Origin of the sequence: Actinokineospora iranica, from assembly GCF_900101685.1 — a bacterium.
Lineage (GTDB): Bacteria > Actinomycetota > Actinomycetes > Mycobacteriales > Pseudonocardiaceae > Actinokineospora > Actinokineospora iranica.
The window spans coordinates 395,067-414,810 of sequence record NZ_FMZZ01000002.1 but is presented as its reverse complement, the minus strand read 5'-3'; the positions used below and the strand labels follow the sequence as shown (position 1 = coordinate 414,810).

The 19,744-nt window shown below is 69.5% G+C and carries 23 protein-coding genes; 19 read left to right on the top strand and 4 right to left on the bottom strand.

The annotated features are described in order from the left end of the window. Positions 1–20: 20 nt before the first annotated feature. The 8 genes from BLS56_RS07255 to atpD all read left to right on the top strand — a co-directional run bounded on the left by BLS56_RS07255 (position 21) and on the right by atpD (position 7,310). Complete coding sequence (locus BLS56_RS07255) at positions 21–524, top strand: hypothetical protein (protein ID WP_228771439.1); 504 nt, start codon at positions 21–23, stop codon at positions 522–524. Between the two features lie 227 nt (positions 525–751). Next, positions 752–1,534, top strand: coding sequence for a F0F1 ATP synthase subunit A (atpB, locus tag BLS56_RS07250; protein WP_175482712.1), 783 nt, complete (start codon positions 752–754; stop codon positions 1,532–1,534). 61 nt (positions 1,535–1,595) lie between these two features. Beyond that, complete coding sequence (locus BLS56_RS07245; RefSeq protein ID WP_091449137.1) at positions 1,596–1,847, top strand: ATP synthase subunit c family protein; 252 nt, start codon at positions 1,596–1,598, stop codon at positions 1,845–1,847. A 31-nt stretch (positions 1,848–1,878) separates the two neighbouring features. Further along, complete coding sequence (locus tag BLS56_RS07240; RefSeq protein WP_407640491.1) at positions 1,879–2,421, top strand: F0F1 ATP synthase subunit B; 543 nt, start codon at positions 1,879–1,881, stop codon at positions 2,419–2,421. A gap of 12 nt (positions 2,422–2,433) precedes the next feature. After that, positions 2,434–3,252, top strand: a complete 819-nt coding sequence (locus tag BLS56_RS07235) for a F0F1 ATP synthase subunit delta (RefSeq protein ID WP_091449135.1) — start codon at positions 2,434–2,436, stop codon at positions 3,250–3,252. 43 nt (positions 3,253–3,295) lie between these two features. After that, positions 3,296–4,939 carry a F0F1 ATP synthase subunit alpha gene (gene atpA / locus BLS56_RS07230; RefSeq protein ID WP_091449134.1) on the top strand — a complete coding sequence of 548 codons (1,644 nt, stop codon included), beginning with the start codon at positions 3,296–3,298 and terminating at the stop codon, positions 4,937–4,939. 2 nt (positions 4,940–4,941) lie between these two features. After that, the gene (locus tag BLS56_RS07225) at positions 4,942–5,868 is read left to right on the top strand and encodes a F0F1 ATP synthase subunit gamma (protein WP_091449133.1); all 927 of its coding nucleotides are present in this window, start codon (positions 4,942–4,944) and stop codon (positions 5,866–5,868) included. A gap of 2 nt (positions 5,869–5,870) precedes the next feature. Then, positions 5,871–7,310 carry a F0F1 ATP synthase subunit beta gene (atpD, locus tag BLS56_RS07220; protein ID WP_091449132.1) on the top strand — a complete coding sequence of 480 codons (1,440 nt, stop codon included), beginning with the start codon at positions 5,871–5,873 and terminating at the stop codon, positions 7,308–7,310. A gap of 71 nt (positions 7,311–7,381) precedes the next feature. On the opposite strand, the gene BLS56_RS07215 is transcribed toward atpD, so the two are convergent. Further along, positions 7,382–7,951 carry an HD domain-containing protein gene (locus BLS56_RS07215; protein WP_267463898.1) on the bottom strand — a complete coding sequence of 190 codons (570 nt, stop codon included), beginning with the start codon at positions 7,949–7,951 and terminating at the stop codon, positions 7,382–7,384. An 8-nt stretch (positions 7,952–7,959) separates the two neighbouring features. After that, complete coding sequence (locus BLS56_RS07210; protein ID WP_091449131.1) at positions 7,960–9,252, bottom strand: helix-turn-helix transcriptional regulator; 1,293 nt, start codon at positions 9,250–9,252, stop codon at positions 7,960–7,962. A gap of 103 nt (positions 9,253–9,355) precedes the next feature. Between BLS56_RS07210 and BLS56_RS07205 the strand changes: the two genes are divergently transcribed. The 5 genes from BLS56_RS07205 (at position 9,356) to BLS56_RS07185 (ending at position 11,979) form a co-directional block, all read left to right on the top strand. Beyond that, positions 9,356–9,694: a hypothetical protein gene (locus BLS56_RS07205; protein WP_091449130.1), complete on the top strand. Its 339-nt coding sequence runs from the start codon at positions 9,356–9,358 to the stop codon at positions 9,692–9,694. A 47-nt stretch (positions 9,695–9,741) separates the two neighbouring features. Then, the gene (locus BLS56_RS07200) at positions 9,742–10,191 is read left to right on the top strand and encodes a glycine-rich domain-containing protein (RefSeq protein WP_091449129.1); all 450 of its coding nucleotides are present in this window, start codon (positions 9,742–9,744) and stop codon (positions 10,189–10,191) included. A gap of 67 nt (positions 10,192–10,258) precedes the next feature. Then, positions 10,259–10,891: a class I SAM-dependent methyltransferase gene (locus BLS56_RS07195; RefSeq protein WP_091449128.1), complete on the top strand. Its 633-nt coding sequence runs from the start codon at positions 10,259–10,261 to the stop codon at positions 10,889–10,891. A gap of 248 nt (positions 10,892–11,139) precedes the next feature. Then, positions 11,140–11,505: a F0F1 ATP synthase subunit epsilon gene (locus BLS56_RS07190; RefSeq protein ID WP_091449127.1), complete on the top strand. Its 366-nt coding sequence runs from the start codon at positions 11,140–11,142 to the stop codon at positions 11,503–11,505. A gap of 27 nt (positions 11,506–11,532) precedes the next feature. Further along, a complete protein-coding gene (locus BLS56_RS07185) occupies positions 11,533–11,979 on the top strand; it encodes a DUF2550 domain-containing protein (protein WP_091449126.1) in 447 nt (148 codons plus the stop codon). Here the strand turns inward: BLS56_RS07185 and BLS56_RS07180 are convergent. Then, on the bottom strand, positions 11,976–12,551 hold the full coding sequence (locus BLS56_RS07180) for a cob(I)yrinic acid a,c-diamide adenosyltransferase (RefSeq protein WP_091449125.1): 576 nt from the start codon (positions 12,549–12,551) through the stop codon (positions 11,976–11,978). The genes BLS56_RS07185 and BLS56_RS07180 overlap by 4 nt on opposite strands. A 149-nt stretch (positions 12,552–12,700) precedes the next feature. On the opposite strand from BLS56_RS07180, the gene BLS56_RS07175 reads away from it, so the two are divergent. The 6 genes from BLS56_RS07175 (at position 12,701) to ggt (ending at position 19,015) form a co-directional block, all read left to right on the top strand. Beyond that, positions 12,701–13,066, top strand: a complete 366-nt coding sequence (locus BLS56_RS07175; RefSeq protein WP_139190548.1) for a PE domain-containing protein — start codon at positions 12,701–12,703, stop codon at positions 13,064–13,066. After that, positions 13,063–13,626, top strand: a complete 564-nt coding sequence (locus BLS56_RS07170; protein ID WP_091449123.1) for a DUF3558 domain-containing protein — start codon at positions 13,063–13,065, stop codon at positions 13,624–13,626. The genes BLS56_RS07175 and BLS56_RS07170 overlap by 4 nt, the downstream gene beginning before the upstream one ends. Further along, positions 13,623–14,918, top strand: coding sequence for a PPE domain-containing protein (locus tag BLS56_RS07165; protein ID WP_091449122.1), 1,296 nt, complete (start codon positions 13,623–13,625; stop codon positions 14,916–14,918). Before BLS56_RS07170 ends, BLS56_RS07165 begins: the two co-directional genes overlap by 4 nt. A gap of 6 nt (positions 14,919–14,924) precedes the next feature. Further along, positions 14,925–15,704 carry an ESX secretion-associated protein EspG gene (locus tag BLS56_RS07160; RefSeq protein WP_091449121.1) on the top strand — a complete coding sequence of 260 codons (780 nt, stop codon included), beginning with the start codon at positions 14,925–14,927 and terminating at the stop codon, positions 15,702–15,704. A gap of 45 nt (positions 15,705–15,749) precedes the next feature. Continuing rightward, a complete protein-coding gene (gene murA / locus BLS56_RS07155) occupies positions 15,750–17,027 on the top strand; it encodes a UDP-N-acetylglucosamine 1-carboxyvinyltransferase (protein ID WP_091449297.1) in 1,278 nt (425 codons plus the stop codon). Between the two features lie 200 nt (positions 17,028–17,227). Continuing rightward, on the top strand, positions 17,228–19,015 hold the full coding sequence (ggt, locus tag BLS56_RS07150; protein WP_091449296.1) for a gamma-glutamyltransferase: 1,788 nt from the start codon (positions 17,228–17,230) through the stop codon (positions 19,013–19,015). A gap of 346 nt (positions 19,016–19,361) precedes the next feature. Here ggt and BLS56_RS07145 read toward each other — a convergent pair whose 3' ends face one another. Further along, positions 19,362–19,655: a hypothetical protein gene (locus BLS56_RS07145; RefSeq protein WP_091449120.1), complete on the bottom strand. Its 294-nt coding sequence runs from the start codon at positions 19,653–19,655 to the stop codon at positions 19,362–19,364. Positions 19,656–19,744: the final 89 nt, after the last annotated feature.

Below are 19,744 nucleotides of genomic sequence, written 5' to 3'. Positions count from 1 at the left end.
GGCTCTAGACTGGACCCACGATGAGCGAGAACAACGAGACAAGCGCGACCGCCGAGACAAGCGCGACCGCCGAGGCAGGCACGGCCGCCGAGTCGCGGCCCGGCCCGCACACCCGGTCGCTGCTCACGCTGGCGGACGCCATGTTCCGCACCGCGCTGTGGCCGTCGGTGGCGACCCTGGTCGCGGGGGTGGTCCTCTTCGGCGCGCTGAACGGGGCGCCCGGGGCGCTCGGCGCGCTGGTGGGGGGCGCGCTCGCCTGCGGCTCGTCGCTGCTGACGCTGTTCCTGATGCGCAAGACCGCCGCCCTGGGGCCACAGGTCGCGCTCGCCGCGTCGCTGGGCGGCCTGCTCGTCAAGCTGTTCGTCCTGATGCTGGTCATGACCGCGCTGCGCGGCGTCGACGCGCTGCACAGCCGGTCGCTGGGCATCACGATGATCGCCGTGGTGATCGTGGCTGCCGCCGCCGAGGCGGTCGCGTTTCGCCGGACCAAGCTGCCGACAATCATCATCGGCGACGAGAAGTAGTCCGTCGGCGGCCCACGCCACACACCTGATGATTCCTTCGTTACCGCCTGGTAGGGTTTGCGTCAGCGGTCGGTTTGGCGTATTGCGGTCAGCTCGCAGGTGGGCTGACCAGGCCATCAGGTAGCCGGCTGCGGACATGCCAACTTCGTCAGGTACCTTACGACCTGATCGTGACGATTCCCCCGGCGGAGTGAACGCCGGCCGGGAGAACCGGAAGGAGCCCAGAGTTGGGCAGGCTGGTGCTGGCCGAGGGTGAGACGTTCAGTCCACCCGGCGTGAAGGACTTCATTCTCCCGCCGATCTTCGGTGACGTCACGAAACCGATGGTCTTGGTGGTCTTGTCCGTCGTGATCGTCTCCGCGTTCTTTCTGATCACGTCCCGGAACTTGAAGGTCATCCCCAGCAAGTGGCAGTTCGCCGCCGAATCGGTCTACGACTTCGGCCGCAACTCCATCGCCAGGGAGCAGATCGGCTCGAAGGATTTCAAGCCCTTCGTGCCGCTTATTCTCACGCTGTTCACCTTCGTGTTGGTGAACAACCTCTTCGGGATCATCCCGGTGCTGCAGTTCCCGACCATGTCGCGGATCGGCTTCCCGCTGGCGCTGGCGGTGCTGGTGGTCTACCCGGTTTACCACTACGTCGGCTTCAAGCGGCACGGCTTCGTCGGCTACCTGAAGCACGCCACGATGCCGCCCGGCGCGCCCGGTCCGATTTACCTGCTGGTCGCTCCGATCGAGTTCCTGCAGAAGTTCATTCTGAACCCGGTCACGCTGGCGATCCGAGTTTTCGCCGCGATGTTCGCCGGGCACCTCATTCTGCTGGTTTTCACCCTCGGTGGTGAATACCTGCTCCTGCACGCCCCAGTGGCGCTCAAGCCGGTATCACTCGTCGCTTGGGCGTTCGCCATCGCGATGACCTTCCTTGAGGCGTTCATCCAGATTCTGCAGGCGTACATCTTCGCGCTCCTGTCGGCCAACTTCATCGGCATGGCACTCGCGGAAGAGCACTAGGGACCACATCAAGCCCCCGATCCGCGGGTGCCCGCGGACCGAGTTGGAAAGGGATACACAAGTGAGCAGTGTTGCTGTTCTCGCCCAGGAGGCGCCTGCCTCGATCAACGCGGGCCTCGCGGCCATCGGCTACGGCCTCGGCGCCATCGGCTCCAGCATCGGCGTCGGCCTGATCTGGGCCGCGGTCATCAACGGCACGGCCCGCCAGCCGGAGGCCCAGAGCAAGCTCATGGGCATCGCGTGGACGACCTTCGTCCTTGTCGAGGTGCTCGCCCTGATCGGCCTGGTCGTGTTCTTCATCGCAGGCGGCTGATCCAGCCCTTCTTCGTCAGGGAGACGTCGTGGTGAACACATCCATCCTGGCCGCTGAAACCCCGAGCCCGGTGATGCCGCACCTCGCCGAGGTCATCCTCGGTCTGGTGGCTTTCCTGCTGCTGCTGTTCGTGATCTCGAAGTTCGTCGCGCCCCGGTTCGAGAAGCTCTACGCCGAGCGCACCGCCAAGATCGAGGGCGGCATCGAGAAGGCGGAGCGGGCCCAGGCCGAGGCAGAGGCCGCGCTGCAGCAGTACAAGGCGCAGCTCGCCGAGGCCCGCGCCGAGTCCGCGCGCATCCGGGACGACGCCCGGGCGGAGGCGGAGCAGATCAAGGAGGAGCTGCGCGCCCAGGCCCAGGAGGAGTCCGCGCGTATCGTGGCGCAGGGGCAGGCCCAGTTGGCGGCGCAGCGCGCGCAGATCGTCGCCGAGCTGCGCGCCGACCTCGGCCGCCACGCCGTCGAACTGGCCAGCCGGGTCGTGGGCGAGTCCCTTGAGGACGAGGCCCGGCGCCGGGGAACGGTCGACCGGTTCCTGGCCGAGCTCGACTCGGTTTCGGCGCCTGCGAAGAGCTAGGGGACGCCTGAGATGACATTCCAAGCCGCGAGCCGGGAAGCCCTCGCCGCCGTCGAGCTGACCCTGCTCGACGTCGTCGAGGGGGCCACGGCCGCCGCCACGCTCGGCGAAGAGCTGTTCGCGGTCGTCGGGCTGCTGGACCGGGAGATCGGCCTGCGGCGCACGCTCGCCGACTCCGCCACCGATCCGGCGAACCGCGAACGGCTCGTGCGGGACCTGCTCGGCGGCAAGATCTCCGAGTCGGCCCTGACCGTGGTCGCCGCCGCGGTCGCCGCCCGGTGGTCGAGCCCCCGGGAGCTGGTGGACGGCCTGGAGTCGCTGGCCACCACCGCGCTGCTGGTGCGCGCCGAGCGGGACGGCCGCCTCGACACGGTCGAGGACGAGCTGTTCCGGCTGGGCCGCATCATCGCCGACCAGACCGAGTTGGAGCAGGTGCTGGCCAACCGGACCGCCGCGGCCGAGGGCAAGCTCGCCCTGGTCCGCGAGCTGATCGGGACCAAGGTGGACAAGACCACCTCGGCGCTGGTCGAGAACCTGGTCGGCCAGCCGCGCGGCAGGCAGGTCGTCGCGGGCCTGGAGGCGCTGGCCGCGCAGGCGGCCAAGCGGCGCGAGCGCTCGGTGGCGCACGTGATCTCCGCTGGCCCGCTTTCCGCCGAGCAGCAGGACAGCCTGTCGGCATCCCTGCAGCGGATCTACGCCCGGCCGATCGCACTGCACATCGAGGTCGACCCCGACCTCGGCGGCGGTCTGGTCGTCAAGGTCGGCGACGAGGTCATCGACGGCAGCACCACCGGACGGCTCGACGCGCTGCGGCGCAAGTTTGCCGGCTGACCCCCATTAGTCTTCCCAGAACGAAGCGAGAGCAGGAACTTTCATGGCGGAGCTGACGATCTCGTCGGACGAGATCCGCAGTGCGATCGAAAACTACGTCTCCAGCTACTCCCCGGACGTCAACCGGGAAGAGGTCGGAACGGTTTCCGACACCGGTGACGGCATCGCCCACGTCGAGGGCCTGCCCTCGGCCATGGCCAACGAGCTGCTGGAGTTCCCCGGCGGCGTGGTCGGCGTGGCGCTGAACCTGGACGCCCGCGAGATCGGCGCCGCCATCCTCGGCGAGTACGACAAGATCGAGGAGGGCCAGGAGGTCAAGCGCACCGGCCGGGTCCTCTCCGTCCCGGTCGGCGACGCCTTCCTCGGCCGCGTGGTCGACCCGCTGGGCGCCCCGATCGACGGCCTCGGCGAGATCGTCGCCGAGGAGCAGCGCGCCCTGGAGCTGCAGGCCGCCACCGTCGTGCAGCGCCAGCCGGTCGAGGAGCCGCTGCAGACCGGCCTCAAGGCCATCGACTCGATGACCCCGATCGGCCGCGGCCAGCGCCAGCTGATCATCGGCGACCGCAAGACCGGCAAGACCACGGTCTGCGTCGACACGATCATCAACCAGAAGAAGGCGTGGGAGACCGGCGACCCGAAGCAGCAGGTCCGCTGCATCTACGTCGCCATCGGCCAGAAGGGCTCCACCATCGCGGGCGTCAAGTCCGCGCTGGAGGAGGCGGGCGCGCTGGAGTACACCACCATCGTCGCCGCCCCGGCCTCGGACTCCGCTGGCTTCAAGTGGCTCGCGCCCTACACCGGCTCCGCGCTCGGGCAGCACTGGATGTACCAGGGCAAGCACGTCCTGATCATCTTCGACGACCTGACCAAGCAGGCCGAGGCGTACCGCGCGATCTCGCTGCTGCTGCGCCGCCCGCCGGGCCGCGAGGCCTACCCCGGCGACGTCTTCTACTTGCACTCCCGCCTGCTGGAGCGCTGCGCGAAGCTGTCCGACGAGCTCGGCGGCGGCTCGATGACCGGCCTGCCGATCATCGAGACCAAGGCGAGCGACATCTCCGCCTACATCCCCACCAACGTCATCTCCATCACCGACGGCCAGTGCTTCCTGGAAGCCGACCTGTTCAACTCGGGCCAGCGTCCGGCGATCAACGTCGGCACCTCGGTTTCCCGGGTCGGCGGCGCCGCGCAGACCAAGGCGATGAAGAAGATCTCCGGCACGCTGCGTCTGGAGCTGGCCCAGTACCGCGAGCTGGAGGCGTTCGCCGCCTTCGCCTCCGACCTGGACGCCACCTCCAAGGCCCAGCTCGCCCGCGGCACCCGGATGATGGAGCTGCTCAAGCAGGGCCAGTTCTCGCCGCTGCCGGTCGAGGAGCAGGTCGTCTCCATCTACGTCGGCACCAAGGGCTACCTGGACGCGATCCCGGTCGCCGACGTCCGCCGCTTCGAGGCCGAGCTGCTGGAGAACCTGCGCCACCGCCACGCGGGCATCCTGGACGAGATCCGGGTGAACAAGGTGCTCTCCGACGACAACGAAGAGCGGCTGATCGCGGCTGTCGAGGCGTTCTCCCAGAACTTCACCGCGGCCGAGAGCGGCGGCGTCAGCGACGTCCCCGCCGACGCTCTGGACGCCGACGAGGTCGGGCAGGAGACCGTGAAGGTCAACAAGCCCGCGCCGCCGAAGGAGTAGGCATGGCGCAACTTCGGGAGATCCGCCAGCGGATCAAGTCGGCCCAGTCGTTCAAGAAGATCTTCAAGGCGCAGGAGCTGATCGCCACATCGCGGATCAGCAAGGCGCAGGCGCGGGTCGCGGAGTCCAAGCCGTACGCGGATGAGATCACCTCGGTGCTCACCGCGCTGGCCACGGCCGCGAGCAACCTCGACTCGCCGCTGCTCACCCAGCGCGAGCGCACCCGGCGTGCCGGTGTGCTGGTCGTGACCTCCGACCGCGGCCTGTGCGGCGGCTACAACGCCAACGCCATCAAGCGCGCGGAGGAGTTGCAGTCGCTGCTGCGCGAGCAGGGCAAGACCCCGGTGCTGTACGTGATCGGGCGCAAGGGCCTGAACTACTACCGGTTCCGGCAGCGCGAGGTCTCCGAGAGCTGGACCGGCTTCTCGGAGCGGCCCGCCTACAGCGACGCCGTCGCCGCAGGCGAGACGCTGATCAACGCTTTCCTCGCCGGTGAGGACGACGTGGACGACCAGCCGGGCGTCGACGGGGTGCTGGGCGTGGACGAGTTGCACATCGTCTACACCGAGTTCCGCTCGATGCTCTCCCAGCGGCCGGTCGCCAAGCGCATCGGCCCGATGGAGATCGAGTACGGCGAGTCCGCGGGGATTTCCCCGGCCTACTCGTTCGAGCCGAGCGCCGAGGCCCTGCTCGGCAACCTGCTCCCGAAGTACGTCAACACCCGGATCTACGCGGCACTGCTGGAATCGGCAGCGTCGGAGTCCGCCGCTCGACGCACGGCAATGAAGTCCGCCACGGACAACGCCGACGAACTGGTCAAGAGCTTCACGCGAGTGGCCAACCAGGTTCGCCAGGCGCAGATCACCCAGGAGATCAGCGAGATCGTCGGTGGCGTAGAGGCGCTCGCTGCCGCAGGAAGTGATGATTAGCGATGACTGCCATTCAGGAACCACGCACCAGCACCGCCACCGGCCGGGTCGTCCGGGTGATCGGTCCCGTCGTCGACGTGGAGTTCCCGCGCGACTCGGTCCCGGAGCTCTACAACGCGCTCAAGGTCGACGTCGAGCTTGAGGCGATGAAGAAGACCATCACGCTTGAGGTCGCCCAGCACCTCGGCGACAACCTGGTGCGCTGCATCTCCATGGCGCCCCAGGACGGTCTCGTCCGCGGCGCCCCGGTGCTCGACACCGGCGAGGCGATCTCCGTGCCCGTCGGCGACGCGGTCAAGGGCCACGTGTTCAACGCCCTCGGCGAGTGCCTGGACAAGCCGGGCCACGCCGCGGACGCCGAGCGCTGGCGCATCCACCGCCGCCCGCCCGCCTTCGACCAGCTCGAAGGCAAGACCAAGATGCTGGAGACCGGCGTCAAGGTCATCGACCTGCTCACCCCGTACGTCGAGGGCGGCAAGATCGGCCTGTTCGGCGGCGCGGGCGTCGGCAAGACGGTGCTCATCCAGGAGATGATCACCCGTATCGCCCGCAACTTCGGTGGCACCTCGGTGTTCGCCGGGGTCGGCGAGCGCACCCGTGAGGGCACCGACCTCTTCCTGGAAATGGAAGAGATGGGCGTGCTTCCCGACACCGCGCTCGTCTTCGGCCAGATGGACGAGCCCCCGGGCACCCGGATGCGGGTCGCGCTGTCCGCGCTGACCATGGCGGAGTACTTCCGCGACGTCCAGAACCAGGACGTGCTGCTGTTCATCGACAACATCTTCCGGTTCACCCAGGCCGGTTCCGAGGTCTCCACCCTGCTCGGCCGTATGCCGTCCGCGGTGGGCTACCAGCCCACCCTGGCCGACGAGATGGGCGAGCTGCAGGAGCGCATCACCTCGACCCGCGGCCGCTCGATCACCTCCATGCAGGCGATCTACGTCCCCGCGGACGACTACACCGACCCGGCCCCGGCGACCACCTTCGCCCACCTGGACGCGACGACGGAGCTTTCCCGTCCGATCTCCCAGAAGGGCATCTACCCGGCGGTCGACCCGCTGACCTCGTCCTCCCGCATCCTCGACCCGGCCGTCGTCGGCGACGAGCACTACCGGGTCGCGCAGGAGGTCAAGCGGATTCTGCAGAAGTACAAGGAACTGCAGGACATCATCGCCATCCTCGGCATGGACGAACTGTCCGAAGAGGACAAGGTGACGGTCAACCGCGCCCGCCGCATCGAGCGCTTCCTCTCCCAGAACTTCTTCGTCGCCCAGAAGTTCACCGGCGAGGAAGGGTCTTTCGTGAAGGTCGCCGACACCATCGAGGCCTTCGACAAGGTCGCCAAGGGCGAGTACGACCACGTTCCCGAGCAGGCCTTCCTCTCCATCGGTGGCCTGGACGACCTGGAGCGCAAGTACCAGCAGTTGACCGGCAAGAAGTAACGCCGCCAAGCTGACCGAAAGGGCCGGTGTCCACCGCGGACACCGGCCCTTTCGGTATTTGCCTGCGTGTGTCAGCGCTCGCGCCATGCCAAGGGGGAGAGGGCGACCGCCGCTTCCGCGATGCCACGCGCGGTCTCGGTGGTGAGCCCCTTGCGAGCGGAGTCGATCCAGCCGTCGACTCGCTGGACTCCGGTGTCGCGGTATTCGACGGCCTGCAACAGCATCTCCAGTTTGTCGGCGTCGGCGGCGCAACGGGCTTCGAGGGTTTGCCTGTCCTCGTACTCGTCCACGGCCGCGCGAACCAGGTCGCGGCCCGCTGCAGGCAGACGCTCGGTCTGATCGGCGACGATCCGGCGAGGATCGGGCTTGGTCAGGTAGGGCTTGGCGGTGTGCGGAAGGTCCCCGGTACGGGTCTCGGACACGTCGTGCCAGAGCGCGAGGAATGCCGCCCGCGCCGGGTCGGCCCCCTCTTCCGCCGCGATCAGCGCGGCCAACTGCGCTGCCCGCATCGTGTGCTCGGCGACCGACTCGGGGTCGCGCACGCCCACGTGCCACCAGCCCGCGCGTCGCATTCGCTTCAAGATGCCCAGTTCATAACCGAAAGCGGCGACCGCGGCGGCCTCTGTGGACTGTTCGGGCACGGTTTCTCCTAGCGTTCAGCGAGTCGGAGCGCGTAGTGCAGTCCTGCTACCTGGGTGCGCCCGGTACGGGTAAGGGTGCCTGCCGACGTTATCCGGTCCAGGGCTTCGGACAGCAAGGGCCGGATGCGCGGGCTGTCGGTGAGCAGCGCGGGTCGGGACGCGACAAGCGAGTGCATCGTGTGCAGGTTCAGCGGAAGGTGCGCAGAGTCGGGGACTAGCCGATCGATGAGGTGACGCAGGAGCCGCACACCGTGCCATTGGCCGGAATTTTCGTCTCGCATGAAGTCGTCTGTGCTGTGCTCGTCGGCGGACTCGCCAACCCAGTGCGCCCAGTAGTTCAGGTTCGCGACCTCCGCTGAGGCACCCGAGGTCACGCCGAGAAAATCGTGTAGGCGTCCGCCATCGCCCGTAGCGGCCAAGGTGACCGATGCCGAACGAGCTTCCATCAGGGCCGTGACGTCGCCCTCAGCCACGGGGCGGCGGCTGGCGCGGTCCCATTCACCTCGGAGCCAGTCGGCCACATGTGGGCGTTTGTCGAAGCCGAGCAGGTAGACGGCCTGGCGTCGCAGTAGTGCGTCCTGCGGTCGCTTGCAGTGCTCTACCACGGTCATCAGGTGGTCGAGGAACCGAGAAGTCGCTTCGATTGTCAGGCGTGGCCGCAGTGCTGTGGGGCCACGGTTGGGAATCTTTGGGGTGAACTCGATCAGTTGCGGTGGCAAGTCTCCGGTCAGCGGCCAGGTGATCAGGTTTGTCAGACTCCGTCGGTGCACATGCCCGGCCAGCGGGTGAGCTTCTGGGCCGACCCAGGTCGCCGCTGCGGCGACCCCGGTGGATAGCACCAAGTCGGCCTCCATGGCTTCGCGCAGGTGCCGTCTGGTCGAGGCAGGCGCACCCAGGTGCGCGAGTCTGGAGCCGAGCCGAAGGACGTCCCCGGCTTGGACTGCGGCCAATGGCCGACGGCCGGATTCCCACCCTTGAATGGTGGTCACATCGACCTGCAGCGACTCGGCCAAGCTCTCCTGGGTCAGACATGCGGATCGGCGGGCCAGTTTGAGCACGAACCCGGCGACCACGCCCGTCAGGGGTACACCCTGACTCTGGGTCAGAGTTGGCGACTTGCTCTGCAACGGAGCCCCCTTGTTGAAGGCGCTGGCGGAGAACGCACTCGCACTGTCGGTCCGTTCCCGATTCTGCCACGTGATCGTAGCGTCACGATTTGTGAGAAGCGGTGGTGTCGATGGCATGAAATCCAGCACGACCTGTGCGGTTCGGATCTGGTCGGCCTGGCGGGACAGCGCCATGACTGGTCGCCGCTCCTGTCGCTCCCTGTACTCGGCCGGTGCGGTTGCCCCCGACGCCGCACCGGTCGGTGCCTCACGCGCCCGCGTCTCGGGAGGTTGCTCGGTGAACGCCGAGACGGCGGCTGTGGCCGCGTTCCCTGAGTTGCGACGCCTTATAGACCTGCGCGAAGTCGGTTGGGTCTTCCTGCCCACGGTGGTTGACGGCCGTGTGGTCGAGGTGCACGGCGTGCGGACTTGGCCACACGGCTGGGCGGACGCCATCCGGGTCAGGTTCATCACCGACGCCGCCGCGCTGCGCTGTGACTACACGGGTGGCATCACGTGGGAGCGCGACGGCGGCTTGGTCGAGGTCGTGGATGAGCTGTTGATGTTGCCAGAGCCGGGTCAACGGCTTGCGCCGCATCTGGTCATGGGACGTGCCCCGACGCTGTGGGCCCCCTGATTCTCCGCGTCGACCGGCGCGGTGATCCGAACGAAGGGAGAACTGGAATGACCTCACTCGGTGTCGCGTTGCGAGACCCCAGGACGTGCGTGTCCGAGGAGGTGTGGGAGCGGGAGGTCCGGTTGATCATGCGTGATTACGGCATGGATCGGGACTTGGCCGAGCGCACCTTCGGCCAGACGGTGGCGTACTTGGTGACTTCGGCGGAGAACCCCGACGTGCCAATGGGGCCGACTTCCCAAGTGGACAAGGGCGTCCACTCGTTCGTCCTGGACACCCCACGGTATTGGGACTTCTGCTTGGAGCACGCCGGGGTCTACCTGCACCACGTGCCGCACTTGCCGGAGGAGCGGGCCGGGCAACCCAAGGTGCTACATGGCACCATCCAAGCCATTCGCGCCGCCGGGTTCCCGCTCGACATCGAACTGTGGGGCGCGCAGGACGTGGACTGCCACCAGTGCCACGCGTGCTGCCACGACAGCCCCACGAAGAAGTAGATCGTCGTATGCGCGCCTCGCGTCCGACCAGCGGACGCGAGGCGCGCCCGCAAGAAAGGCACGAGAGTTGACCACACCCGCCGAAGCCTGGGAACGCTTCGCCCAGAAGGCGAGTCCTCGCCGCGCGACCAACGCCGTGGGGGCCGCCACGTGGCTCAACTGGACCCAATATCCAGACCATGGCCCCGACGAGTCCGTCCTCGGCCCGGTAGACGGCAGGAAAGTGGTCGAGCTGGGCTCGGGAACCGGCGCCAACCTCGCCCATCTCGCGACGCTGGGAGCACGCTGCGTCGGCGTCGACATCGCTCCAACCCGAACCACCACGGCACGACACATCTGGGGCGCGCTGGGGGGAATCGAGTTCGTGACCGCCGACGCCGTCGACCACCTCGCCGCCAATCCGGCGACCTACGACGTCGTCTACTCAGTCTTCGGCGCGGTCTGGTTCACCGACCCCGAGATACTGCTCCCGCTCGTCCGCGAAGCGTTGACACCGGGCGGTGTCCTGGTTTTCTCCCATCTGCCCGCCAGCGATACCCCACCCTCAGCGGACCGGCTGATCCGCCAGTACCACCTGCCGGTCGAGCAGTGGGAGAGTCGGTTGCGCGCCAACGGATTCGGCTCGGTGACCATAGAGATCGTCGCCCCGCCCACCCCCGGCGAGCTCGGCACCCTGCTCGCGCGAGCATCCCGATCCTGACGGCCTCTGCTCTGACGCCAACGCTGGGTCGGCGCATACAGTCAGGGGCGCGCACCCGCAGTTCGGCGCGGTGCGCAGCAGCGCGGTGGACCTGTGCGCGACGAACTCGGCGAACTCGTCATCCCCGTCGATCGTCGTCACCCCCTGTGGTCGAAGTGTCGTATGCCCTAACCGACACCGGCCTGGCTGGGGAGGTTGACGGCAGTCCGACTAGACTGACGGGGAACCGCGAGCCGAAGGAGACACCCGTGGCTGAGATGTCCGTCCAGCTGGTCGCCGTGGAACGACGCCTGTGGTCGGGTACCGGCACGTTCGTGGTCGCCCAGACCACCGAGGGTGAGATCGGCATCATGCCCGGTCACGAGCCCGTGCTCGGCCAGCTTGTCGACGGCGGCGTGGTGAAGATCCGCGCCACCGACGGCGAGACCGTGGTCGCCGCGGTGCACGGCGGTTTCCTCTCCGTCACGGCCGACTCGGTGAGCATCCTGGCCGAGTCCGCGGAGCTCGCAGGCGAGATCGACGTGACCCAGGCCCGTTCGGACCTGCGACACACGGACACCGACGAGCGCAACCGGGCAGCAGCGCGCCTGCGCGCCGCCGAGCAATCCGCCTGATGACGGCCTAGCGGGCGGGAGCGGCCAGTGGACATCAGCGTGGTGGTCGTGACGCTCTTGGCCGCTGTCCTGGTCGTTCTCCTGCTCCTGGTCGTCCGGCGCGTGCGGCTGCTGCGCGCGGGCGGCATCCACGTCGCCCTGCGCACCCGCATCGATGACACCGGCAAGGGCTGGCACCTGGGCGTCGGCCGCTACCAGGGCGACGAGTTCGCCTGGTTCCGCGCGCTGAGCCTGCGGGCAGGCCCCGACCGCGTCATCCACCGGGCGGGCCTGGAGATCGCCGCGCGCCGCGACCCCGGCCGCTTCGAGATGCCGAACATGCCGCTGGGCTCCCGGGTCCTGCGCGTCGAGAACCTGCTGGGCGGCCCGCCGCATCCCGAGGTCGAGATCGCGATGACCCCGGACGCGCTGACCGGTTTCCTTTCCTGGCTGGAAAGTGCCCCGCCCGGCCAGCGCCTTCCCTGGGCCTCTTAGTCCCGGTCGCCGCCGGGCTTCCACAGGACGTCGCCGTCCGGGTTGGCGACCCGGGCCAGGACGAACAGCAGGTCCGAGAGCCGGTTGAGGTACTTCGCCGCCAGGATGTTGGTGCGCTCCGGGTCGTCCTCCATCAGCGCCCAGGCGTTGCGCTCCGCGCGCCGGGTGACCGTGCGGGCCACGTGCAGCAGCGCGGCGCCGGGGGTGCCGCCGGGGAGGATGAACGAGGTCAGCTTCCCCACCCGCTCGTTGAACTCGTCGATCCAGCCCTCCAACCGCGTGATGTAGGGCTCGGTGACGCGCAGCGGCGGGTACGGCGGGTCGGGGACGACCGGCGCGCACAGGTCGGCGCCGACGTCGAACAGGTCGTTCTGCACGGCCCGCAGCACCTCGCCCAACTCGTCGCCGAGCCGCCCGAGCGCGATGGCGACGCCGATCGCGGAGTTCGCCTCGTCCACGTCGGCGTAGGCCGCCAGGCGGGGAGAGGTCTTGGGGACGCGGGAGCCGTCACCCAGCGCAGTCGTGCCGTTGTCGCCGACCTTGGTGTAGACCCGATTGATGCGAACCGACATGGGCTCACCCTACTGACCGCGCATGGACGGCAGGCCAAGCTGTCTGCCGTCTGGGTGGTTCTCCGCACAACCGTCGGACTTGGCGGCGGTCATTGCTAGCGTCGACGTTGCCGTAGAGCGTACGGACGGTTACTCACGGGGGTGGGGCTGTGCCGTTTTACCCGGATGGGCAGGTGGCCGGGCCGGTGGGCGCGGGCCTGCCCGTCGCGACGATGCGCGTCGAGCCAGACCGGATTCTCGAATTGAAACGCCGGTTTGAGGATTGTCGGAGCAAGGTCGCCGACTTCGTCTATGCCAATCGCGACCGGTTGGCCAGTATCCCGCCGCCGGGAGCCGATCCGCGCAGCGCCAAGACAGTGGCGGCGCTGGGGGCGAACGGCGAATCAGCGGTGCGCGCCGCTCAGGGATATCTGGACCAGTTGAGCGCCGTGGTCGCCTCCCTGAGCGAGATGGCCCGCGCCTACGCGGGCGCCGAGGACGAGAACCGCCAAGCGCTCACGCGGACGGCCGAATGAGCCGCCGCGCACGCCGGATCGCCGCGCTCGCGCTGCTGGGTGTCGCGATGACCGGATGCACCACCGCGATGGCCGGTCAGCCGGTGCCCGTCGAGGACGTCGTGGACAGTCAGCCGAGGCCCGAGCGTCCGCGCGAAATCCGGTTGGACGGCAAGAATCCGTGCACGCTGCTGCCGGAGTCGGACTGGGCGCGCCTGCACATCGATCGGCCGACCAGCCCGAAGGTGCGGGAGGCCTATCGGTCTCCTGGCTGTCATTTCCACTCGAACGCGGCGGCCATCAACCTGACCACGGTGGTCACCGAGGGATTCTCGGCGTGGTTCGACGGGACCCGGCGCACGGTCGTGGCGGACGCCGAGCCGGTGTCCGGCTTCCCGGCCATCGAGTTGACGCTGGACTTCGACGACCTGGGGTGCGAGGTGGCCGTCGACACCGCCGATGGGCAATATCTGCTGGCGACCGTGCTCGTCTACCGGAGCCAGGCCGACCGGGTGCCGGAGCGGTGCGAGTACGCGCACCAGGTCGCGGAGTCGGCGATGTCCACGCTGGTGGCGCCGTGACGGGGCGGATCGAGCGGGACGCGGGGGCGTCGGAGGACAACTGGGCGTTCTACACCCACCGCAAGCTCTTCGACATGGTCCACGCCGAGGCGAACGGGCCGGGCGCGGTGGCCGACGCCGAGCGGGCGTGGCTGGAGTTCAGCGCGCTGATGATCGAGTCGCGCGCCGACACCGAGCAGGCGCTCGCGGCGGCGGGGGTCACCTGGGAGGGGCTGGCCGCCGAGGCGATGGCCGCCGGGACCAGCCCGCTGGCGCAGTGGGCAGGCGACTCCGGGGAAGCGGGCGTGGCGACCAACACCAGCGTCCGCGACGTCGGCGAGGCGTTCGCGCACACCGCCAACCACATGCCCGAACCGGTGCCGGTGACCTCGACGGCGAACTCCGACTTCGGCGGCATCGCCGCCGGGTTCGTGCACCTGCTGGGCGGGCAGACCGACCAGGACCAGCAGGAGCGGGCCGCGCAGGAGGCGAAGCAGCGGGCGGTGGAGCTGATGCGCGCCTACGCGACGGTGTCCGACGCGGCGGTGGGCTCGGTGGGCGCCTTCGTCCCGCCGCAGTCGGTGGCGGTCGCCCCGGCCGCCCCGTCGGTCGCCGGGTCGGCCGAGGGGGTTTTCGTGGGACCTACGGGCAGTGGGCGAACGCGGTCGGGGCCTGCCGTCGAGCCACCCGCCCCGGAACCGCGTGCCCAGGCTCGGCCCGCGGCCGAGGACCGAGGCGGCGTCGCGGTGCCCGGGGACCGGGACGGCACGGCCGTGGCCGACGCCGATCCGGTGGCGCGGCAGCCGAATCCCGGCCACCAGGGCACCGGAAGCACCTCGGCCAGCGGTGTCGTTCCCCCGGGCGCGACCCAGTCGGGTGACCTGTTGGGGCGGCACAGCGCGGGTGTCGCCCGTGTGGGCGACCAGGCCCCGCTTCTCGGCGCGGCCGAGCGGAACCGGAGCGCGGGTGGCGGCGAGCCGGACCGCGGTGGCGCGGGTCGGGCCCGGGGCGGCGAAGCGTTCGCCGGTGAGCGTGGCGAGCAGGGCCGGGCTGAGCACAGCCGAGGCGAGCACAGCCATGGCGAGCCGGGCCGGGGCGCGCCGGTCGCCGGGGAAGCGCAGCGGCGGGGCGAACCGGCGGGCCGGGGCGCGGCCAGGGGCGGCGGGCTCGGCGCGCTGCCGATGGGCGGCGGCGCGGGACTGCCAGCCGAGGAAGACCGGGAGCATGTCGCCCCGGCGTACCTGCACGAGCGCCACGACGACTTCTGGGACGGCGACCCGTACGTGTCGCCGCCGGTTCTCGGCGCGGAGTAGTCCACTGTGGGCAGACCCGTGGAGCTGAGCTGGCCGGAGTACGACTTCCTGTGGGAGCACTTCGACCTCGGCTCGTTCCACCCGATCCTGGACATCCCCTCGCACGGGCGCACCTTCGCCGAGCGCGACGACCTGCGGCGCGCGGCCTGGCGGTCGCTGTCGGCGCGCGGGCTGGGCGAACCGGGGGACTTCGACCCGAGGCTGGAGAAGTGGCTGCGCCGCCTGGCAGGCCCGGAATGGGAACTCGACGGCAGGCTGCACCCGCGCCTGGACCAGCCCAGGGTTTCCGCGCTGATCGCGGGCCGGGGCGCCCAGGCCACCGTCGCCGTCCTCGACCGGCGCGCGCTGGGCCTGTGCTCGGTGACGCGGGCGCGGGCGAGCGCGACCGCGGTGTCGCTGCTGCCGCCGTGCCCGCCGGGGACCGGGCAGTCGGTCACGGTGCCAGCCGACGACCTCGACGCCGCGGCGAAGCGGGCCGGGTCCGACCCGTCGGTGTTCGCCGCCGCGCTGGCCTCCCGCGGGGTCGGGCGCGCGGACGCGGGCAAGCTCGCCGAGGTCGTCGGGAACACCATGCGGGTCGCGCACTTCGGCGCCGCCCGCACGCCCCGGTTCCAGCGGCGGGTCCGCGCAAGCTACGTCGTCAGCGTCTACGACACCGACCGCCACCGCTACCTGTTCACCCGCAGGCCCAGCGCCGCGCGGCACTGGGTGACCCTGGCCCCGGGCACCGAGTCGGCGATCACCCGCCAGATCGAGGAGCTGTTCGGGACCCTGCCGCGGTCCTGAGGGCCGCGCGTGGCCGCGCGCACCCGGCGGGGCATCATTGCTCGCGTGACAGAGCACTTCCAGGTTCACGGCGGCGCCCGGCTCGTCGGCGAGGTCGAGGTCGTCGGCGCCAAGAACAGCGTGCTCAAGCTGATGGCGGCGGCGCTGCTCGCCGAGGGCACCACGACGCTGACCAACTGCCCGGAGATCCTGGACGTCCCGCTGATGGCCGACGTGCTGCGCAGCCTGGGCTGCGCGGTCGACCTCGACGGCGACACCGCGCGGATCACCACCCCGGCCGAGCTCAACCACCGCGCCGACTCGGCGTCGATGGGCAAGCTGCGCGCCTCGGTGTGCGTGCTCGGCCCGCTGGTCGGGCGCTGCAAGCGGGCCGTGGTGGCGCTGCCCGGCGGCGACGCGATCGGCTCCCGGCCGCTGGACATGCACCAGAACGGCCTGCGCCAGCTCGGCGCGAGCAGCGAGATCGAGCACGGCTGCGTGGTCGCGCACGCGGAAAACCTGCACGGCGCGCAGATCTGGCTGGACTTCCCCAGCGTCGGCGCCACCGAGAACATCCTGATGGCCGCCGTCCTCGCCGACGGCACCACGGTGATCGACAACGCCGCGCGCGAGCCGGAGATCGTCGACCTGTGTGTGATGCTCCAGCAGATGGGCGCCAAGATCGAGGGCGCGGGCACCTCCACCCTCACCGTGCACGGCGTGACCTCGCTGCAGCCGACCGAACACCGGGTCGTCGGCGACCGGATCGTCGGAGCCACCTGGGCGTTCGCCGCGGTCATGACCCGCGGCGACATCACCGTCAAGGGCGTCGACCCGCACCACCTCGACCTGGTGCTGGAGAAGCTGCGCACCGCGGGCGCGGAGATCACCACGGCGGAGGACAGCTTCCGCGTCACCCAGCACGGCCGCCCCGGCGCGGTCGACTTCGTCACCCTCCCCTACCCCGGCTTCGCCACCGACCTGCAGCCCTTCGCTATCGCGCTGACCGCCATCGCCGACGGCACATCGATGATCACCGAGAACCTGTTCGAGGCCCGTTTCCGCTTCGTGGAGGAAATGATCCGCCTCGGCGCCGACGCCCGCACCGACGGCCACCACGCGGTCGTGCGCGGCGTCCCCAAGCTGTCCAGCGCCCCGGTCTGGGCCTCCGACATCCGCGCGGGCGTCGGCTTGGTCCTCGCGGGCCTGTGCGCGGAGGGTGTCACCCAGGTGTGGGACGTTTTCCACATCGACCGCGGCTACCCGATGTTCGTCGAGAACATGCAGCGCCTCGGCGCCGATGTCCGCCGCGTGGACGCCGAACCGATCACCCCTGGCGCCTGACCCGGCCGCGCGACCCGCTCAAGTCCCGTTTTCGCCGTAGTCCCCTTTTGCCGCCTTCGCAGCGATCCATGCGGCTGAATGGCTGAACGCCTTACCTCGGGCCAGCTAATGCCGTTGCTCCACCGTGTTCGGCGGGTGGCAGGGGCACCGCGCGGCGAGTAGAACTGGACCACCGCGTATGCCAAGGGGAAGAGGTCGTGATGCGTGTTCGCCGCGGAATAGGCGTGCTGTTCGCAGTCAGCGTGGCCGTCACCGGGTTGGTGTCCTCGTCGGTCGCGTCCGCCTCCCGGCCACTGGAAAAGACCCCGGTCGCCAAGGGGTATGGCGGGGCGGTGGTCTCGGACACCGTGGAGTCGACCCAGGCAGGCCTGGATGTGCTGCGGCGCGGCGGAACAGCGGCTGACGCCGCCGTCGCCGTCGCCGCGACCCTCGGCGTCACCGACCCGAACATGGCGGGCCTCGGCGGCGGCGGATATTTCGTGCACTACGACGCCCGCACCGGCGAAGTGTCCACAATCGACGGTCGGGAGACCACCCCCGCCGCAGGCGGCCCGGACATGTTCATCAACCCGGCCACCGGAAAGCCGTATGCGTTCCCCGAGGCGGTCACCAGCGGCCTGTCGGTCGGCACCCCCGGAATGCTCGCCACCTGGGAGCGCGCGTTGCGGCGCTGGGGCAGGCTCACCCTCGCCGAGACACTCAAGCCCGCCATCAAGGTCGCCGACCGGGGCTGGCCGGTCACCCCGCAGCTGCGCAAGGAGATCGAGCAGAACCAGGCGCGGTTCAAGCAGTTCAGCTCCACCGCGGCGCTGTTCCTGCCCGGCGGCGCCCCACCCGAGGTCGGCTCCACGCTGCGCAACCCCGACCTGGCCGACACCTACCGGGAGATCGCCCGCCACGGCACCCGGGCCTTCTACGGCGGCCCCATCGGCCACGACGTCGCCACCACTGTTCAGAACCCCCCACTCGCCCCCGACGCCACCATCACCCCACCCAAGGGCACGATGACCGTCGAGGACCTGCGCGGCTACCGCACCATCGACCAGGCGCCGACCCACATCCAGTACCGGGGCCTGGATATTTATGGAATGGCCCCATCCTCCAGCGGCGGCATCACCGTCGGCGAGGCGCTGAACATCCTGGAGACTGTCGATTTGGGCGCCCTGGACCGCACCAAGGCCCTGCACTACTACCTAGAGGCAAGCAAACTCGCCTTCGCCGACCGCAACCGCTACATCGGCGACCCCCGCTTCGTAGACGTCCCTCAACGGCAACTGCTGTCCGACGCCTTTGCCCGCTCACGCGCCTGCCTGATCAACCCCGCCACCGTCATCCCCGCTCCCGCCACCCCCGGGAACCCCGGTGCCACCGACTGCGCCCCCACGGCCACCACCCCCCAGACCGACGAGAACGAGGTGCACACCAACCACTTCGTCGTCTCCGACGCACGCGGAAACGTGGTCTCCTACACCAACACCATCGAACAGGTCGGCGGCAGCGGCATCGTCGTCCCAGGCCGGGGCTTCCTCCTCAACAACGAACTGACCGACTTCAACTTCACCCCCACCCAGGGCTCCGCCCCCGACCCCAACCTCGCCGCCCCCGGCAAGCGCCCCCGGTCGAGCATGTCCCCGACCATCGTCCTCAAGAACGGCAAACCCTTCCTGGCACTGGGCTCACCGGGCGGCTCAACCATCATCACCACAGTCCTCCAAATCCTGGTGAACCGCCTCGACTTCAACATGCCCCTCCCCGAAGCGGTAGCCAGCCCCCGAGCCACCCAACGCAACACCGCCACCACCACAGCCGAGCCCGCGTTCATCACCCAAGCAGGCGGCCTACGCACCCTCGGTCACACCTTCACCGAACAAGCAGAAATCGGCGCGGCAGCAGCCCTGGAGTTCACCCACCGAGGCCAAGTCCTGGCAGTAGGCGAACCCACCCGCCGAGGCGGCACCTCAGCAGGCGTTGTAATCCCAATCCGCTAGCCCGCAGGTAAGCCCAATCCGCTAGCCCACCGGCCGACCAGCCGACCAGCCGACCAGGCCACCAGGCCACCAGGCCACCAGGCCAAGCCTTGCCGGGAACTCACCCACCTGCCAGGCCCACAAACGCCCGCCAGGTGCTCGATGGGGTGGAGTGGTTTCTTCGGGGGAGAAGGAAGATCGCTAAGCTGGCTGCGCGTGTGATGCCGCAGGCTTCCCACCCTCTTTCACACGGGCGATCTTCCTTCATAGGGGCCCCGAAGAAACCACTCCACCCCATCGAGCAACCCCGCGACCCAGCCCGGGACCACTCCACCCCATCGAGCAGCCCCACACAGACAGCCCAACCTCACCGCTCATCCAGCAACGCAGCGATAGCCGCCCGCTCATCCCCGGGAAACACCAGCACCCGCAGCCCCTCCCCGTCCTCGGCAGGCACAGTCGTCGCCCGCACCCCCACCTCCCGCAGCCGCTCCTCCACGAACCGAGCCGCTCCAGGACTGGGCACCTTCGCGACCTCCCGCAGCAGCCCGTAGTCCTTGCGCCGGTCGCTGTCAGAGGCGAACGCCCACCGCAGGACCAGGCCGAGCAGCCCGACCACCAGCAGCGCGACCAGCGTCAGATACGGCGCGGGCAGGTCCATGCCGCCCATCCTCCTCCGGACCTGTGAGCAATGGCACGACCCCACAATGTGTTACTGACCAGTAGTATCTACGAAAAGGACTGATTAAC

Excerpts from the sequence above, each read along its gene's own strand:
- BLS56_RS07255 (WP_228771439.1), top strand. The coding sequence starts at position 21 with ATGAGCGAGAACAACGAGACAAGCGCGACCGCCGAGACAAGCGCGACC.
- BLS56_RS07235 (WP_091449135.1), top strand. The coding sequence starts at position 2,434 with ATGACATTCCAAGCCGCGAGCCGGGAAGCCCTCGCCGCCGTCGAGCTG.
- atpA (WP_091449134.1), top strand. The coding sequence starts at position 3,296 with ATGGCGGAGCTGACGATCTCGTCGGACGAGATCCGCAGTGCGATCGAA.
- BLS56_RS07225 (WP_091449133.1), top strand. The coding sequence starts at position 4,942 with ATGGCGCAACTTCGGGAGATCCGCCAGCGGATCAAGTCGGCCCAGTCG.
- atpD (WP_091449132.1), top strand. The coding sequence starts at position 5,871 with ATGACTGCCATTCAGGAACCACGCACCAGCACCGCCACCGGCCGGGTC.
- BLS56_RS07210 (WP_091449131.1), bottom strand. The coding sequence starts at position 9,252 with ATGGCGCTGTCCCGCCAGGCCGACCAGATCCGAACCGCACAGGTCGTG.
- BLS56_RS07200 (WP_091449129.1), top strand. The coding sequence starts at position 9,742 with ATGACCTCACTCGGTGTCGCGTTGCGAGACCCCAGGACGTGCGTGTCC.
- BLS56_RS07180 (WP_091449125.1), bottom strand. The coding sequence starts at position 12,551 with ATGTCGGTTCGCATCAATCGGGTCTACACCAAGGTCGGCGACAACGGC.
- BLS56_RS07170 (WP_091449123.1), top strand. The coding sequence starts at position 13,063 with ATGAGCCGCCGCGCACGCCGGATCGCCGCGCTCGCGCTGCTGGGTGTC.
- ggt (WP_091449296.1), top strand. The coding sequence starts at position 17,228 with ATGCGTGTTCGCCGCGGAATAGGCGTGCTGTTCGCAGTCAGCGTGGCC.
- BLS56_RS07145 (WP_091449120.1), bottom strand. The coding sequence starts at position 19,655 with ATGGACCTGCCCGCGCCGTATCTGACGCTGGTCGCGCTGCTGGTGGTC.